Here is a 15,579-nt window from a genome sequence, read left to right as displayed (position 1 = left end):
CGCAAAATATCTGCATGCCACCCCCCGATAGCGTGCGCAGAGCCTTAATCGGCGCGATTCATAAAACCAATCAATTAGCAATTAGTTTTGATAGTTTTTAGTTAAGAATAACTACAGCTCTTGAGTTGCACACGCAGTCAGCAAAGCGGACAGCCTTTCTGCGTAGCCCTTCCAGTCTGTCCCTCCATCAAAAGGAAGCTTGCGATGAACCGCCTCACCACCGCAGCCGGCGCACCGGTACCCAACAATCAGGATTCTCTGACCGCAGGCCCACGCGGCCCCATGCTGCTGCAAGACTTGTGGCATCTGGAGAAGCTGGCGCACTTTCACCGCGAAGTGATTCCAGAGCGTCGCATGCACGCCAAAGGCTCAGGTGCTTTCGGCACCTTCACCGTCACTGGTGATATCACCCAGTACACCCGTGCCAAGGTGTTCTCAGAAATTGGCAAGAAAACAGAGCTGTTCGCACGCTTTTCCACCGTCGCTGGTGAACGCGGCGCAGCAGATGCCGAGCGAGATATCCGTGGCTTTGCAGTCAAGCTGTACACCGAAGAAGGCAACTGGGACCTGGTGGGCAACAACACCCCCGTCTTCTTTTTCCGCGATCCACTCAAGTTCCCCGACCTGAACAAGGCCGTCAAGCGCGATCCATACACCAACATGCGCTCGGCCGAGAACAACTGGGATTTCTGGACCGGCCTGCCCGAAGCGCTGCACCAGATCACTATCGTGATGAGCGACCGTGGCATTCCTACGGGTTACCGCCACATGCATGGTTTTGGCTCACACACCTACTCCTTGATCAACAAGGACGGCCTGCGCCACTACGTGAAATTCCACTGGCGCTGCCAGCAGGGCATTCAAAACCTGAGCGACGCAGAAGCCGCTGCCGTGGTTGCCGGCGACCGTGAATCTTCGCAGCGCGATTTGCTGGAGGCCATTGACCGCGGTGACTTCCCCAAGTGGACGCTGTGTGTGCAGATCATGACCGAAGAGCAAGCGCAAACCTACCGCTTCCACCCCTTCGATCTGACCAAGGTATGGAGCAAAAAGGACTTTCCGCTGATCGAAGTGGGCGTGATGGAACTGAACCGCAACAGCGACAACTACTACGCTGACGTCGAGCAATCAGCGTTCGCGCCCTCCAACCTGGTGCCTGGCATCGGCCCTTCACCAGACCGCATGCTGCAATCGCGCCTGTTCTCTTACGCAGATGCAGCACGCTACCGTCTGGGTGTGAACCACCACCAGATTCCCGTGAACGCACCGCGCTGCCCTGTCAACCAGTACCACCGCGATGGTGCCATGCGCGTGGATGGCAACTTTGGCCGCACGATTGCCTATGAACCCAACACCAAGGGCGCATGGAAAGAGCAGCCTGAGTACGCTGAGCCAGTAGAAAAGCTGTACGGTGACGTGGCCCGCTGGGACTATCGTGAAGACGACAGCGACTACTTCACCCAGCCGGGTGACCTGTTCCGCCTGATGACACCAGACAAACAGCAATTGCTGTTTGCCAACACCGCACGCAACATCAATGGTGTGTCGCAATACATCATCGACAAGCACATTGAGCACTGCACCAAGGCAGATCCCGCGTACGGTGCAGGCGTAGCAGCCGCGCTGCAAGCCCTGCGCGCTGGCAAGCTGTAAATCAGCTCGCCTAATGGCAGACACAAGCCCTCTTTGCCTTGCGCAGGAGGGCTTTTGCATTACGGCTTCAGCACGCGCAGCGTGCCATATCCACTTCGCTGATCTGTGCGCCGTAACAAGAAAAAACGCTCCGAAGAGCGTTTTTTTCTTGCACAGCAAGACACCTGAACCTGCGTCAGTTCACCAGCACCCCTTCATCGCCCGCCACCTGCAAATGCAAAATGGTGAAGTACAGCGTCACGTCGCCTTGCTTGTCAATGAACGTGCCCACCGCGCGCTGCAAACGCCCCGCAATACACAGGCACTCCGTCGCTTCCGGGCGACCACCCACAATGCGGGGCGTGGTCAGCAACGCCAGATCATTGGCCTGCCCAAACTCACGCACCGCCTGCAAGGCTTCGCTGTGCTGGGCAGGAATGGCATCGTTGGCCCAGCTCCATAAAAAGCTGCCTTCACTGTCACTGGTGGTGCCCACCAGACACACGGTGGCCACTACCTGGTGCAGGGGCGCCTGCAGCACCAGCGTGGCCTTGTCCAGATCCCAGCGGTAGCTGGGCGCTTCGAGCAAGCCAAACTGGCGTGGCCATTGCGCGTTATGGGCCATCATGGCTTCTACCGCCTCGCGGCTCCAGGCGGCCCAGTCGGTGCTTTGATTTCCTTCGCTCATTCCAATTCCATTGTTCTGCAATAGCCGCCATTGTCGGTCACGGCGAGTGCTTGTCGGTATGCTGCGGATAGCCATCGCCCAGATGGCGCCGATAAAACCAATATACGGAGACAAGCACCATGACCACTACCCGCTACCCTTTTCCAGATATCAGCACGCTGCCGGAGGACCTGCGCAGCCGCATTCTGGAGGTGCAAGAGAAGGCGGGATTTGTTCCCAACGTCTTCTTGGCCTTTGCACGCCGGCCGGCAGAGTGGCGCGCATTTTTTGCCTACCACGACGCGCTGATGCTCAAAGAAGACGGCAACCTGACCAAGGGCGAGCGCGAAATGATCGTCACCTCCACCAGCGCCGCCAACCAGTGCCTTTACTGTGTGGTGGCGCACGGTGCCATCTTGCGCATCTACGAGAAAAAACCTCTGCTGGCCGACCAGGTAGCGGTCAACTACCGCAAGGCAGACATCACTGCGCGCCAGCGTGCCATGCTGGATTTTGCGATGAAGGTCAGCCAAGACAGCCATGCGCTGCAAGACGCCGACTTTGCCGCCTTGCATGCCCACGGCTTTGACGATGAAGACGCCTGGGACATTGCAGCCATTACGGCGTTCTTTGGCCTGTCCAACCGCATGGCCAGCTTTGCCGGCATGCAGCCCAACCCAGAGTTTTATCTGATGGGCCGCGTACCCAAAGCCAAGGTTTAAATAAAAATGAGCACTTATCGCTTGCCTAACAAGGACTTCAGATACTTTTATATCTGAAAGCTAAGATACAAGAGCGCTAAGTGCTTCTGGAAGTGAAGCAGCCTTCTGGCGCGCCGTATCAATCCAGATCACCGTTGCGCCACCGGCTGCGCACAGTACTCCGGGCTCGCTCACACGCTCCATCGTTGTCCAGGTGTCAAACGTGGCGCGTGCTGGGTCACTCACATACATCTTGAGCAACACGTTGTCTGGGTATTTAAGCTGCCGTTTGAAGTTGCAAAACGCATTTGCAATCACGGGCCCCTGACCATTGGGCAGCAGCAAAAAACCAATCTGGCTGAACCAGTCCACACGCGCGTGCTCCATATATTTGAAGTACATCGCGTTGTTGACATGCCCCATGGCATCCATATCCCCCCACTTCACAGCAAAGCTCGTTTCATAGACCAGCTTTTTGTGCTCTGGTATTTCCAGTTTCATTCCCTTTGCTCCTGCTTGTTCGCCAGTAGGCTCATCTTGTTCAAGTGCGTCAGCCTAACCCAGTGCGATTGCGTCTGTATGGCGTCACCTAGGTGTCACAGATGTGTCTAAAAAGTCGATATGGCCCGCAAATCACGCCCTGCCAGCCTCAAGTTTTTGGGCAGAAGCGATCTGGACGCATAAAATCAGCCCCAAATTGTGGCCATCCGCACGAGCGTGCCATTTAGATTTTTATTATTCCCAAGAGAGACACCCCGATGACAAACGCAGAAATCTTGGCGCAGTACGGCCCGCGAGAGGCTATGGAATACGACGTAGTGATCGTCGGCGGCGGCCCTGGCGGTCTGGCAACGGCCATTCGCCTCAAACAGCTGGCAGCCGAGAAAGGCCAAGACGTTTCGGTGGTGGTTCTGGAAAAAGGTTCAGAGCCCGGCGCGCACACGCTGTCCGGCGCCATCATGGACCCCAAGGCACTGACGGAGCTGATCCCTGACTGGAAAGAAAAGGGAGCCCCCCTGAACCAGCCCGTCACCGAAGATGCCATGGTGTTCTTCAGCGAAAAAAGCTCGCTGCGCACGCCCAATTTCCTGCTGCCCAAGTGCTTTCACAACGAAGGCAACTTTGTGGTGCGTCTGGGCTTTGTCACCAAGTGGCTGGCCGACCAGGCAGAAGCACTGGGCGTAGAAATTTTCCCCGGCTTCGCTGCTGCGGAAGTGCTCTACCACGAAGATGGTTCCGTCAAAGGCATTGCCACCGGCAACATGGGCGTAGGCAAAGATGGCGAGCCCACGGGTGACTTCCAGTTGGGCATGGAGCTGCATGGCAAATACACCATCTTCTCTGAAGGCTCACGCGGGCATCTGGGCAAGCAACTGATTGCCAAGTTCAATCTGGACGAGGGCAAAGATCCCCAGGCCTATGGACTGGGCATTAAAGAGCTGTGGGAGATCGACCCCGCACGCCACAAACCCGGCATGGTGCTGCACACCGGCGGCTGGCCCATGGACAGCAAAACCTATGGCGGTGGCTTTCTGTACCACCTGGAAGACAACCTGGTCACACTGGGCTTTGTCACGGGCCTGGATTACGCCAACCCCTACCTGTCTCCGTTCGAGGAAATGCAGCGTTGGAAGACCCACCCCAACATCCGCTACTACCTGGAAGGTGACGAAGCCAAGGGCATCAAGCCAGCCAAGCGCATCTCGTACGGCGCACGCGCCATCACTGCAGGCGGTATTTTGAGCCTGCCCAAGCTGGTGTTCCCCGGCGGTGCGCTGGTGGGCTGTGACGCTGGCTTCTTGAACGCCTCGCGCATCAAGGGCAGCCATGCTGCAATCAAAACCGGCATGCTGGCTGCTGAAGCAGCGTACGACGCCATCGTCGCCGGTCGCCAGGGCGACGAGCTGGCGGCCTACGAAACCGCGTTTGAAAACAGCTGGCTCTACGAAGAGCTGTGGAAGGCACGCAACTTCAAGACCTGGTTCAAGAAGGGCCTGTCAACCGCAACCGTCATGAACGGCCTGGAGCAATTCCTGCTCAAAGGCTGCATTCCATGGACGCTGCACCGCGACAAACCTGACCACGCCTACCTCAAGCCTGCGGCCGAGTGCCAGCCCATCGCCTACCCTAAGCCCGATGGAAAATTGACGTTTGACCGCCTCTCCAGCGTCTTCATCAGCAACACCAACCATGGCGAAGACCAGCCTGCGCACCTGACGCTCAAAGACGCCTCTGTACCCGTGAACATCAACCTGGCCAAATATGCCGGGCCAGAAAGTCGCTACTGCCCTGCGGGCGTCTATGAGTTTGTTGCGGACACAGACAAAGGCGGCAATGCACAGCGCCTGCAGATCAACGCACAAAATTGTGTGCACTGCAAAACCTGCGACATCAAGGACCCCACACAGAACATCGTGTGGGTGACCCCGGAAGGCGGCGGCGGCCCGAACTACTCGGGCATGTAACGCCACGCATGCTTCATGCAAAAAAGACCCGCTTTGCGGGTCTTTTTTTCCAATATTTACTGCACAAAATCTGAGCAACTGCACCAATCAGGTTCATTACGCACAAAAACTGCGCCGTGTTGACAAACTGTCACAGCACACGTCTTTGCCCAGCAATGCCCAAGACCTGCTGCTATAGACTTGTTCGGCGCAAAGAGCAGACAACTGGCCTGTTCCTTGCATGCATAAATGCCTTCTAGGCTTCATAACAATGGTGGAGAAAACGCAATGAATTTCAAGTCCTGGGCACCTCTGGGTGCTGTCGCCCTGGCCATCGCTTCCATGACAGGTGCACACGCTGCAGACAAGTCTGTCGCGGTGACCGCCATCGTGGAGCACCCTGCACTGGATGCCGTGCGTGACGGCGTTCAGGCCGCACTCAAAGCAGAAGGCTTTGAATCTGGCAAGAACCTGAAGTGGCAATACCAAAGCGCCCAGGGCAATACCGGCACGGCAGCGCAAATCGCTCGCAAATTTGTGGGAGACAAGCCCGATGCCATCGTTGCCATTGCCACCCCTTCGGCCCAGGCCGTCGTAGCCTCCACCAAGAGCGTGCCCGTCGTGTTCTCTGCTGTGACTGACCCCGTCGTTGCCAAGCTGGTTCCCAGCTGGGAAGCGTCCAAAACCAACGTGACCGGTGTTTCCGACTTGCTGGCGCTGGACAAGCAGATGAACCTGGTCAAGCAAGTGGTTCCCACTGCCAAGCGCGTTGGCATGGTCTACAACCCCGGCGAAGCAAACTCTGTGGTGGTGGTCAAAGAGCTGCAAAAGCTGCTGCCTACACTGGGCATGACACTGGTTGAAGCAGCGGCACCGCGCTCGGTGGACGTCAGCAGCGCTGCCCGCAGCCTGATTGGCAAAGTGGATGTGATTTACACCTCCACCGACAACAACGTCGTGTCTGCCTATGAAGCTCTGGTCAAAGTGGGCCAGGACGCCAAAATTCCATTGGTCGCTTCGGATACTGACTCCGTCAAACGCGGTGCTGTCGCTGCGTACGGTATCAACTACCGTGACTTGGGCGAACAGACTGGCCGCATGGTGGCCCGTATTCTGAAGGGCGAAGCACCGGGCACGATCAAGCCTGAGGTGAGCACCAAGATGGAACTGTTTGTGAACCCGACTGCTGCCGAAAAGCAAGGCATCAAACTGTCTGACGCACTGGTCAAGAGCGCCGCGCAAGTGGTGCAATAAGCCCGCATAGCACCAAGGCAGGCGCCAACTTTCTGGCCCTGCCTTTTTTCATTGAAGTTTTTTCACTATGTCTCTGTTTTCACTGCTCGGCGCCGTTGAAATTGGCCTGATCTTTGCCCTGGTCGCGCTGGGTGTGTACATCTCTTTTCGATTGCTGCGTTTTCCCGATCTGACTGTAGATGGCAGCTTTCCCCTGGGTGGCGCTGTGTGTGCCGTCTTGATCTCTACGGGCACCAACCCCTGGGTGGCTACCCTGGCTGCCACGGCTGCAGGCGCTGCCGCCGGCATGGTGACCGGCTGGCTGAACGTCAAGCTCAAAATCATGGACTTGCTGGCCTCCATCTTGATGATGATTGCGCTGTACTCCGTGAACCTGCGCATCATGGGTGGCCCCAACATTCCCCTGATTAACGACCCTACCATCTTCAACATGCTGCAGCCCGAAGGTATGGACGACTACGTCTTCCGCCCTCTGCTCCTGCTAGTGATTGTGATTGCCGCCAAGCTGCTGCTGGACTGGTTCTTCGCCACCGAGCGGGGCCTGGCCATTCGTGCCACGGGCTCTAACGCCCGCATGGCTCGCGCCCAAGGCGTCAATACAGGTGGCATGATTTTGCTGGGCATGGCCGTCTCTAACGGTCTGGTAGGCTTGGCGGGCGCCATGTTTGTGCAGACCCAAGGTGGCTCGGACATCTCCATGGGCATCGGCACCATCGTGATTGGTCTGGCAGCAGTGATCGTGGGTGAGTCCATCTTGCCGTCGCGCAAAATCATCTGGGCCACGCTGGCTGTCGTAATTGGTGCCATCGTCTACCGCTTCTTTATTGCTGCTGCATTGAACAGCGATTTCATCGGCCTCAAAGCACAAGATCTGAATCTGGTCACCGCCGTACTTGTGACCATTGCCTTGGTCATTCCACAGCTCAAGCGCAAGCTGAGCCGCAAGCCTTGATGCGCCCACAGAAGAAAGTTGTGAACCTATGTTGAGCGCACAAAACCTCGAACTCACCTTCAACCCCGGCACCCCGATTGAAACGCGCGCGCTGCGCGGTCTGTCGCTGGAAATTCCTGACGGCCAGTTTGTCACCGTCATTGGCTCCAACGGGGCGGGCAAGTCCACCTTCTTGAATGCGGTCTCTGGCGACCAGAGCGTGGACAAAGGCAGCATCCATATTGCCGATGAAGACATGACCCGACGCCCTGTCTGGGACCGTGCCCACCGCGTGGCCCGTGTTTTTCAAGACCCCATGGCCGGCACTTGCGAAGACCTGAGCATTGAAGAAAACATGGCGCTGGCACACTGCCGTGGCACCTCACGTGGCTTGTCTTTGGCAGTCAAGAACGAGCACCGTGCGCTATACCGCGAGCGCTTGGCTACGCTGGGGCTGGGTCTGGAAAACCGTCTGACCGACCGCATTGGTCTGCTGTCTGGCGGCCAGCGTCAGGCCGTGAGCCTGCTGATGGCTGCACTGCAACCTTCACGTATTTTGCTGCTGGACGAGCACACTGCCGCGCTCGACCCCCGTACCGCAGACTTTGTGCTCCAGCTCACAGCCCGCATTGTCAATGAGAGCAAGCTGACCACCATGATGGTCACGCACTCCATGCGCCAAGCGTTGGACGTGGGCGAGCGCACCGTCATGCTGCACCAGGGCCAGGTGGTGCTGGATGTCTCGGGCGAAGAACGCTCCAAGATGGATGTCACCGATCTGCTGCACATGTTCGAGAAAGTGCGTGGCGAAAAACTGTCGGACGACGCCCTCTTGCTCGGTTGACGACTGACTGGTGCTAGCCACAAAAAATAGCTGCCAGTGCTTGCTTGCCAAGTGTTGGCAGCTATTTTTGTTTTCATTCAGCACAGACCTTCAGTCGGCATCATCACGTAGAAAATGAAATCGCATCAAGGTTCTCTGGCGCGCAGCAGCATGATCGACCACGGGCAATGGGTAGTTTTGCCCCAGCTGTACGCCGCAAGCCTGTAGCTCCAGCGGTTTCATGGCTGCAGGAAAATGAATGTGCTTGTCAGGCACCTTCGCCAGTTCAGGGACATAGCGGCGGATGAAACTGCCATCTGGATCAAACCGCTGGGACTGCGTGACCGGATTGAAAATCCGAAACCATGGCTGTGCATCGCAGCCCGTAGAAGCGGCCCACTGCCAGCCACCGTTGTTGGCCGCCAAATCAAAGTCATTGAGGTGCTGCGCAAAGTGTGCCTCTCCCCTGCGCCAGTCCACTCCCAAGTCTTTGGTGAGAAAGCTGGCCACCACCATGCGCAAACGGTTATGCATATAGCCCGTCTGGTGCAACTGGCGCATGGCCGCATCCACCAGTGGATAGCCTGTTTTTGCCTCACACCATGCCTGCCATAGCTCAGGGGCATCGTCCCACTGCACGCGGTCATAGGCCTGCCGAAATGATTGCCTCACAACACGCGGGTGGTGCCACAAAATCATGAAATAAAAGTCACGCCAAGCCAGCTCTGACAGCCAGGTCTGCGCCCCCTCATCACCTAGCCGAGATTGCTGCTGCGCCAGCGCTGCCACCTGGCGAATGGAGACCGTTCCAAAACGCAAATGCACAGACAGGTACGACACCCCTTTTCGCCCCGGGTAGTCACGTGCTTCATGGTAGAGCGACATGCGCGGAACAAAGTCGCGCAACAGCTGCTGAGCACCTTGCATACCGGTTGGCAGGCGCAGCGCATGCAAGTTGCTGGGGGCAAAGCCCAGTGCTTGCAAGCTGGGTATCTGCTCCACACAAGGAGGTGGCGCCAGATGGTGCGCATACCGTTCAACGGGATAAGGCTTGAGCTGAAAAGCATCCAACTTCTGCAACCATGCCCGCTTGTAAGGCGTGAACACACTGTAAGGCTGACCCTGCTGCGTCATCACCTCCTCTTGCTCCAGCAGCACCTGGTCTTTGTAGACACTCAATGCAATGCCTGCTGCCTGCAAAGCTTGTGCAGCACGTTGGTCACGTGCAATGGCCTGAGGCTCATAGTCGCGATTGACCAGTACTTCTTGCACACCCAGTTTTTGTGCAAGTTGCACAATGCAATCTACCGCTGGGCCATGCAGCACGATCAAGCCACTACCGGGTGCGCCGCTGCGTTCTGCCAGCGCCTTCAGCCCGCTATCGAGCTCCAGTACGCTGGCATGAATGAAATCCACACGTCGATCCTGCCTGCTGGGCAGTGCATCCAAAATATCTGTATCAAATACAAAAGCACAATACACCCGCTCAAAACGGCGCAGTGCGTGGTACAGCGCAGCGTGGTCATCACAACGCAAATCGCGCCGCAGCCACACCAGAGCACTAGAGGTCATGGTTGGTTTTTCGTTAGTGATTATTTGCTGGATGGCGAATGCTTCAGCCCTCTGCAACAGCGGCAGTCACATGCTCCAACGATTGAAGCACAGCTTGAATGCACCGCCGTGCTCACGGCGTTTGAGCACCGCATTCTGACGGCATCATCGACACAACGTTCCGCATGGGAAGTGCCAGAACCAGCCAAAGACAATGCGGGGCTAACCCCGCATTGTTATTTGAATATTTCGCTACTCAGAAGCAAAAATTGACAGCCATGGCTTGCTTTAACGGCTGCGAAAAGCGGCCCTGCACCAGGCTGCTCTGGAACATGCAGCCTTGCGTTGCCGCTATTGAGAACATCAGTTGGCTTTCCAGAATATGTAATCTGCTTGGTACGGCACGATTTGCTTGCTACCCATGTTGCCAGCATTGCATGCCATGGCTGGCGCAATACCTCCGCGCGTATTCACTCGCTGAATATAGGTCACGCCCTGCATCGCCCCCATGCCCGTGGCTGGGTTGGCCTTGACTAACTGCACAGGAATATCCCCCATGCCGGCGGGCGCTACCGCCACCTGCGTTGCGGTGACTTTGGAGCCATCGTTATTTTCCCATGTGGCAGGAGGACCCCAATACCGGCCAATGACGGCGCCACTGCGTGTCTGCAACTTGGCCTCAGGCCCCACAAACACCCACTCATGCGCCCCCGCCATGTCTTTTTTAGCGCGACATTCATAAGTGATTTGCCCCACACCCACTGTCTCCATCACTACCTTGTGCCCCCCCGGAACTTGCACGGCAGCAGGCAGATTTGCCTGGGAGTACATGGAATGCCCACCCATGCTCGAACACGCTGACAAACCCACAGCCAGAACACAGAGCGCAGACACCCGAAGGATCAACGGATATTTCATGAAGGTCTCCTTTAAAAATCCAAAAAGACAGAACTCACAAAACGCAACGCGCTGAAGTGACAAAGTGGCACTTACGCCAGGCGCCGAGCTACAAGGAATTTGTAAGCAGAGGCCATGCCATGCGATGAATCCGTGTGAGTCTGCAGCGGCATCAGATTACCTACCGGCACTGACACTATGAATACGCAGCTGGCGGGCAACTGGATGCAATTATTTTTTTGCATGTACTTCAGCTACGTCATGCATCTGAAAGGCGGGAAGCTGCGTACATGGAGATAGGCCAACTACGCAAGACAAAACCATGTGACTTGGCAGCAATCCAACAATTGATCCAACCAAGAACGCTTCTCATCACAATGGCATGCATGAGCCCCCAAACACCAGATCACACGCTGATAGCACTTCTGGACCGCGTTGCGGCCCAGGATGAGGCGGCACTCAAGCACTTATACGATCAAACCGCTTCACGGCTGTATGGTCTGGCTCTGCGCATTGTTGGCAACCGTGAGTGGGCAGAGGATGTGCTGCAGGAAAGCTTTCTGGGAATATGGCGCAATGCAGGTGATTACCGCAGCTCCCTCAGTCCTCCGCTGGCATGGATGGGCTTGCTGGTACGCAGCCGGTCTCTGGATTTTTTGCGCCGCCGCCGCGCCGAACGCTTGCATGCGAATCTCCCACTGGAGGACACTGACTCGCTTTCTGATCACCCTGATGCCAAGAGCCCCATGCAACTGGTGGAGGCCAGCGAACAAGCGGCAGCGCTTCACCAGTGCATGCAGCGCCTGGAACAAGAACAACGCCAGGTAGTGAGCTTGGCGTACCTGCGTGATCTGAGCCACAGCGAGTTGGCAACGCACCTGAAGCTCCCCCTGGGTACTGTCAAATCGTGGATACGTCGCAGCCTGGAGCAACTGCGCAAATGCATGAGCCGCCATGTTTGAGCCGTACGAGGTACAGCCATGAACTTAATGAACAACCCCGAGCTGCTGGACCGCCTTGCCTCAGCCTATGCACTGGGCACACTGCGCGCAGGAGCCCGCAGCCGCTTTGAGCACCTGGCACGTGAGCATTCGCCAGTGCGTGCCGCAGCCCTGCTGTGGCAAGGCCGCTGGGCAGCCTTGTCAGAAATGCAAGCACCTGTGCAGCCAGATGCCAGCGTCTGGATTCGAATCAACAACCTGCTTGAAGCTGAAAAATCTGCTGCCGGGCAAAACCGGACACAAATAGCCAGCAGAAAAAACCCAGCGGCACACGCACTGGCCTGGTGGCGCAACGCTGCACTGGCAGGGGGCTTGGCTACTGTAGCTGCCACAGCAGTAGGATTGTGGGCACACCAAGCACTCAAACACACCGCGCAACAGCAATTGTCCAGCCTGCAGACACAGCTGCAAACTACACAAGCCGCATTAGAGGCTGCGCCACAGATTCAGTACGTGGCAGTGCTGGCAGACGCAAAAGCCGGACCTTCCATGCTCGTCACCTTCGACGCCAATCACAGCCAGTTAGTACTCCAGCGTGTGGGGGCGGTGCAAGAAGCTGCGAACCAGTCCCTTCAGCTATGGGCTTTGCCGCAAAAGGGAGCACCACGATCACTGGGAGTGCTGGGTCGCGGGGAGGTTGAACAACTCACCGCCCACGAAGCTGAAGTACAGGCCGTGCCCACACTGGCTGTCAGCCTGGAGCCCAAGGGTGGGGTGCCCAGTGAAACCGGCCCTACTGGGCCTGTGCTGTTTACTGGAGCACTCATTCGCCGCCAACTGTGATCAGCAGCAAGAAACAACGCAGTTCCAGCCATTTATGACTTGGTATTGTTTTACTCCTTTGCTCAATCACTTGGGCTAGCTAACATCGACGTTATGTAGATGGCACAAGTCTTGATGCGCTGCAAGCAGCCCCAGATCCAGTACTTTATGAGCCTCGATTTGCATTGCCACCAATGCCGAGGTAGTTTCAACCCAATGAAGGGCTGTCCAAACAATAAACATTGCCCGGCCATGTGATTCATCGACTGCTGGCTCACTGACTTCAGGCACGCTTCGCTCTCAGTCACTCCAGAACAACCTTGGCACTAACGCCCATGTATTTTTTGCGCAAGATTTTTTCAGTCTTACTTCTTCTACTTTCTGGGTTGATCTTGCCTGCAACTGCGTGTGCGCAAGACATCGCAACGGATGAGCGTTCTCAAGGTGTCGCACAGGCTGTCTTTGGCATCGTCAGCTACACACGCTGGCCTGCTGACCCTCCCAGCATCCGGTTGTGCGTGCTGGGGCCCACAGAATACGCCGACGAAGTCCTCAAGGGAGCCCAGCTTGCTGGTGAACGCAAAGTCGTGGTTCGACGAATGAGGCTGGATGATCCCGAGCTTGCGACCAGCTGCGACGGCATTTATGTAGGTACGGTGCCTGAAGGTGCCTGGAAACAACTGGCAGCTCGCTTTACAGGGCAACCCGTGCTCTCCATTAGCGAGCAGCAAGAACCCTGCTCAATTGGAGGCATGTTCTGCTTAAGCGTGCGTCCAGGCAATGTGTCTTTTGAAGTGAATCTCGACTCTGTGGCCCGAAGCGGCGTACGCGTGAATCCACGGGTACTACAACTGGCCAGACGCAAGGGCAAGCCATGAGTGCTGACCTTGATAGAGCGAACGCCCCGACCTTGGGGGGGGTTGTACGCCGCGCACACCGACGCATGGCCTGGGCCTCTGTTGCCATGGCTGGCTGTCTTGTGCTGCTAGCGGGGGTCATAGCATTGCGGATGTACATCGACAACAACCTTCGCCTCGTTGCGCGCTCACTGGCCTATACCGTTGAAGCCGCCGTAGTGTTTCGAGACGCAGACGAAATCGATCAAACACTCGGCAGCATGCTGCAAGGCGAAGGCATTGCATTTGCTCGTATCCGCGATGCAAAAGGCCAGGTACTCGCCCAATGGGGACATCAGGATCAGGGCCTCATCAGTGAGCTGGGTGAATGGCTGGGTCGACAAATATTAACAACCCCGACGGTCAGTGAAATCCACCACGATCAACATGTCGTGGGCCAAATCGAGCTCAGTGGCGATGGCCGGGGTCTGCTCGGTTTTCTGCTTTCAGCCATTGCAGCACTGCTGGTGTGCATGGCAGCAAGTGGTGCGATGGGGACATGGTTGTCTCGACGAATGCTGCGTGAAATAGTTACGCCTTTGCATTCACTGGCAGAAGTAGCCAAAGCCGCACGCTACGAACGCGATCTGGCATTGCGCGTGCAACCTGCTCGTATTCTTGAACTGCGAGAACTTGGCAATGACTTCAACACGCTGCTCGATGAGCTGCAGGATCGGCAAACCCAGCTTCAGCACAAGAACACAGCACTGGCGCATGAAGCAAGCCATGACAGTCTGACAGGACTGCCGAACCGGGCACATTTCGAGCACCGGCTACAAACTGCGCTGGCCCAAGGTCAGCACGAAAACTACACTTTTGCCGTCTTGTTCCTGGATAACGATCACTTCAAGCAAGTCAATGACACCTATGGACATGAGGCAGGCGATGCATTGCTGATTGAGGTGGCGCATCGAATACGTTCTCAGTTGCGTGCATCAGATGTTGTCGCAAGACTGGGAGGTGATGAATTTGCCGTCCTTCTGACTCCCATTCTGGGCAATGACGAAGCCACACAAATCGCTGACAACATTCTCAAGGCCATGCGCCCCCCACTTCCACTGCAAAGCAGCGGGTTCCTGCAACCCTCGGTAAGTATCGGCATCGCCGTCTATCCTGTGCACGGACAGGACATGTCAACGCTATTGCGTTCAGCAGATACCGCCATGTACCGCGCCAAAGCACAGCGACGTGGATCACAGCATTTGGCCATCGGCAGCACAACGTAAAAAGGAAACCAAGATGAAGAAACTACTGCAGGCATTCGTTCGTTGCACCCCTTTGGCGATAGCTCTTTTTTTAAGTGCATGCCAGTCTCCACCCGCCGCAACGGGGCTGTCATCCCAGCAAGTCAATGTTCTACGTGAATACGGTTTCGAGCAAACCGACGAAGGCTGGGAGCTCCAAATGCCTGGAAAATTGTTGTTCGACTTCAATGTTGACAAGCTATCTGGCGAGCAGAAAACCAATGTGGAAAAAATGGCCCGCTCACTCCATAGCGTAGGCATCAACCATCTTCGCGTAGAAGGTCATACCGACGATGTGGGAGCCGATGCATACAACGAACAACTGTCCCTGCGCCGTGCTCAGGCAGTTGCTCAGGTATTGGTCAATGCCGGCATCCCCCAAGCCAACATTTCGGTACAGGGCTACGGCAATAGCAAACCACTTCCAGCAAGCAACGCCAGCGCGGTGCGCAAGGAAAATCGAAGAGTTGCCGTCATCGTCCCTGTTCAATAAGCGCGTTTTTAAAGAGACGACCCCAAACTTATTGTTCCTCGATGAACAAGCGCCTAGAGATGATCCATAGGTCTATCTATGGCGTTTCATCAAAAAAGCGCCACAGTCTTAACGACTACAGCGCTTTTAATTCTCAGATCCAAGCACACAGCAAAGCTGCCTAATCGCAGTCAGCACGCGCAGATCTTGCTGTCCACAAAGCCCCGCGATTGCTTCAGCCAACTCGGGGGTTGCACTTTCAGTGCGCTCCACGCCAGCTGCGCTGCGTCTTAGCAGCAGACTT

General features: G+C 56.4%; 15 protein-coding genes. 11 read left to right on the top strand and 4 right to left on the bottom strand.

Annotation, left to right across the window (positions count from 1 at the left end; genetic code table 11):
• Positions 1–204 precede the first annotated feature (204 nt).
• Positions 205–1,653 carry a catalase gene (locus IB213_RS10010; RefSeq protein WP_191723951.1) on the top strand — a complete coding sequence of 483 codons (1,449 nt, stop codon included), beginning with the start codon at positions 205–207 and terminating at the stop codon, positions 1,651–1,653.
• 175 nt (positions 1,654–1,828) lie between these two features.
• Here the strand turns inward: IB213_RS10010 and IB213_RS10005 are convergent, their stop codons facing one another.
• The gene (locus IB213_RS10005; RefSeq protein WP_192406222.1) at positions 1,829–2,320 is read right to left on the bottom strand and encodes a DUF6882 domain-containing protein; all 492 of its coding nucleotides are present in this window, start codon (positions 2,318–2,320) and stop codon (positions 1,829–1,831) included.
• A gap of 119 nt (positions 2,321–2,439) precedes the next feature.
• On the opposite strand from IB213_RS10005, the gene IB213_RS10000 reads away from it, so the two are divergent.
• Positions 2,440–3,021 (top strand): peroxidase-related enzyme, encoded by a 582-nt coding sequence (locus IB213_RS10000; protein ID WP_192406219.1) that lies wholly within the window; start codon positions 2,440–2,442, stop codon positions 3,019–3,021.
• A 60-nt stretch (positions 3,022–3,081) separates the two neighbouring features.
• Here the strand turns inward: IB213_RS10000 and IB213_RS09995 are convergent, their stop codons facing one another.
• On the bottom strand, positions 3,082–3,501 hold the full coding sequence (locus IB213_RS09995) for a thioesterase family protein (RefSeq protein ID WP_191723948.1): 420 nt from the start codon (positions 3,499–3,501) through the stop codon (positions 3,082–3,084).
• A 257-nt stretch (positions 3,502–3,758) separates the two neighbouring features.
• Here IB213_RS09995 and IB213_RS09990 point away from each other — a divergent pair, with 257 nt between their 5' ends.
• From IB213_RS09990 to IB213_RS09975, 4 genes are all read left to right on the top strand, one after another.
• On the top strand, positions 3,759–5,465 hold the full coding sequence (locus IB213_RS09990) for an electron transfer flavoprotein-ubiquinone oxidoreductase (RefSeq protein WP_191723947.1): 1,707 nt from the start codon (positions 3,759–3,761) through the stop codon (positions 5,463–5,465).
• 267 nt (positions 5,466–5,732) lie between these two features.
• A complete protein-coding gene (locus IB213_RS09985; RefSeq protein WP_192406216.1) occupies positions 5,733–6,698 on the top strand; it encodes an ABC transporter substrate-binding protein in 966 nt (321 codons plus the stop codon).
• A 67-nt stretch (positions 6,699–6,765) separates the two neighbouring features.
• The gene (locus IB213_RS09980; RefSeq protein WP_191723945.1) at positions 6,766–7,650 is read left to right on the top strand and encodes an ABC transporter permease; all 885 of its coding nucleotides are present in this window, start codon (positions 6,766–6,768) and stop codon (positions 7,648–7,650) included.
• A 28-nt stretch (positions 7,651–7,678) separates the two neighbouring features.
• Positions 7,679–8,473 carry an ABC transporter ATP-binding protein gene (locus IB213_RS09975; RefSeq protein ID WP_191723944.1) on the top strand — a complete coding sequence of 265 codons (795 nt, stop codon included), beginning with the start codon at positions 7,679–7,681 and terminating at the stop codon, positions 8,471–8,473.
• Positions 8,474–8,563: 90 nt separating this feature from the next.
• Here IB213_RS09975 and IB213_RS09970 read toward each other — a convergent pair whose 3' ends face one another.
• A complete protein-coding gene (locus IB213_RS09970) occupies positions 8,564–10,024 on the bottom strand; it encodes a deoxyribodipyrimidine photo-lyase (protein WP_192406214.1) in 1,461 nt (486 codons plus the stop codon).
• 342 nt (positions 10,025–10,366) lie between these two features.
• Positions 10,367–10,921: a DUF3455 domain-containing protein gene (locus tag IB213_RS09965; RefSeq protein WP_192406210.1), complete on the bottom strand. Its 555-nt coding sequence runs from the start codon at positions 10,919–10,921 to the stop codon at positions 10,367–10,369.
• A gap of 365 nt (positions 10,922–11,286) precedes the next feature.
• On the opposite strand from IB213_RS09965, the gene IB213_RS09960 reads away from it, so the two are divergent.
• The 5 genes from IB213_RS09960 to IB213_RS09940 all read left to right on the top strand — a co-directional run bounded on the left by IB213_RS09960 (position 11,287) and on the right by IB213_RS09940 (position 15,296).
• Positions 11,287–11,862: an RNA polymerase sigma factor gene (locus IB213_RS09960; RefSeq protein ID WP_191723941.1), complete on the top strand. Its 576-nt coding sequence runs from the start codon at positions 11,287–11,289 to the stop codon at positions 11,860–11,862.
• A gap of 18 nt (positions 11,863–11,880) precedes the next feature.
• Complete coding sequence (locus IB213_RS09955; protein ID WP_192406207.1) at positions 11,881–12,684, top strand: anti-sigma factor domain-containing protein; 804 nt, start codon at positions 11,881–11,883, stop codon at positions 12,682–12,684.
• Positions 12,685–13,055: 371 nt separating this feature from the next.
• The gene (locus tag IB213_RS09950; protein WP_225214201.1) at positions 13,056–13,541 is read left to right on the top strand and encodes a YfiR family protein; all 486 of its coding nucleotides are present in this window, start codon (positions 13,056–13,058) and stop codon (positions 13,539–13,541) included.
• Positions 13,538–14,785, top strand: a complete 1,248-nt coding sequence (locus IB213_RS09945) for a diguanylate cyclase domain-containing protein (RefSeq protein WP_192406203.1) — start codon at positions 13,538–13,540, stop codon at positions 14,783–14,785. The genes IB213_RS09950 and IB213_RS09945 overlap by 4 nt, the downstream gene beginning before the upstream one ends.
• 13 nt (positions 14,786–14,798) lie before the next feature.
• Positions 14,799–15,296: an OmpA family protein gene (locus IB213_RS09940; RefSeq protein ID WP_191723937.1), complete on the top strand. Its 498-nt coding sequence runs from the start codon at positions 14,799–14,801 to the stop codon at positions 15,294–15,296.
• Positions 15,297–15,579 lie beyond the last annotated feature (283 nt).

Source organism: Comamonas sp. CMM02 (assembly GCF_014851485.1).
Lineage (GTDB): Bacteria > Pseudomonadota > Gammaproteobacteria > Burkholderiales > Burkholderiaceae_C > Comamonas > Comamonas avium.
The sequence above is the reverse complement of the archived record's forward strand: the minus strand, read 5'-3'. Positions and strand labels throughout refer to the sequence as shown.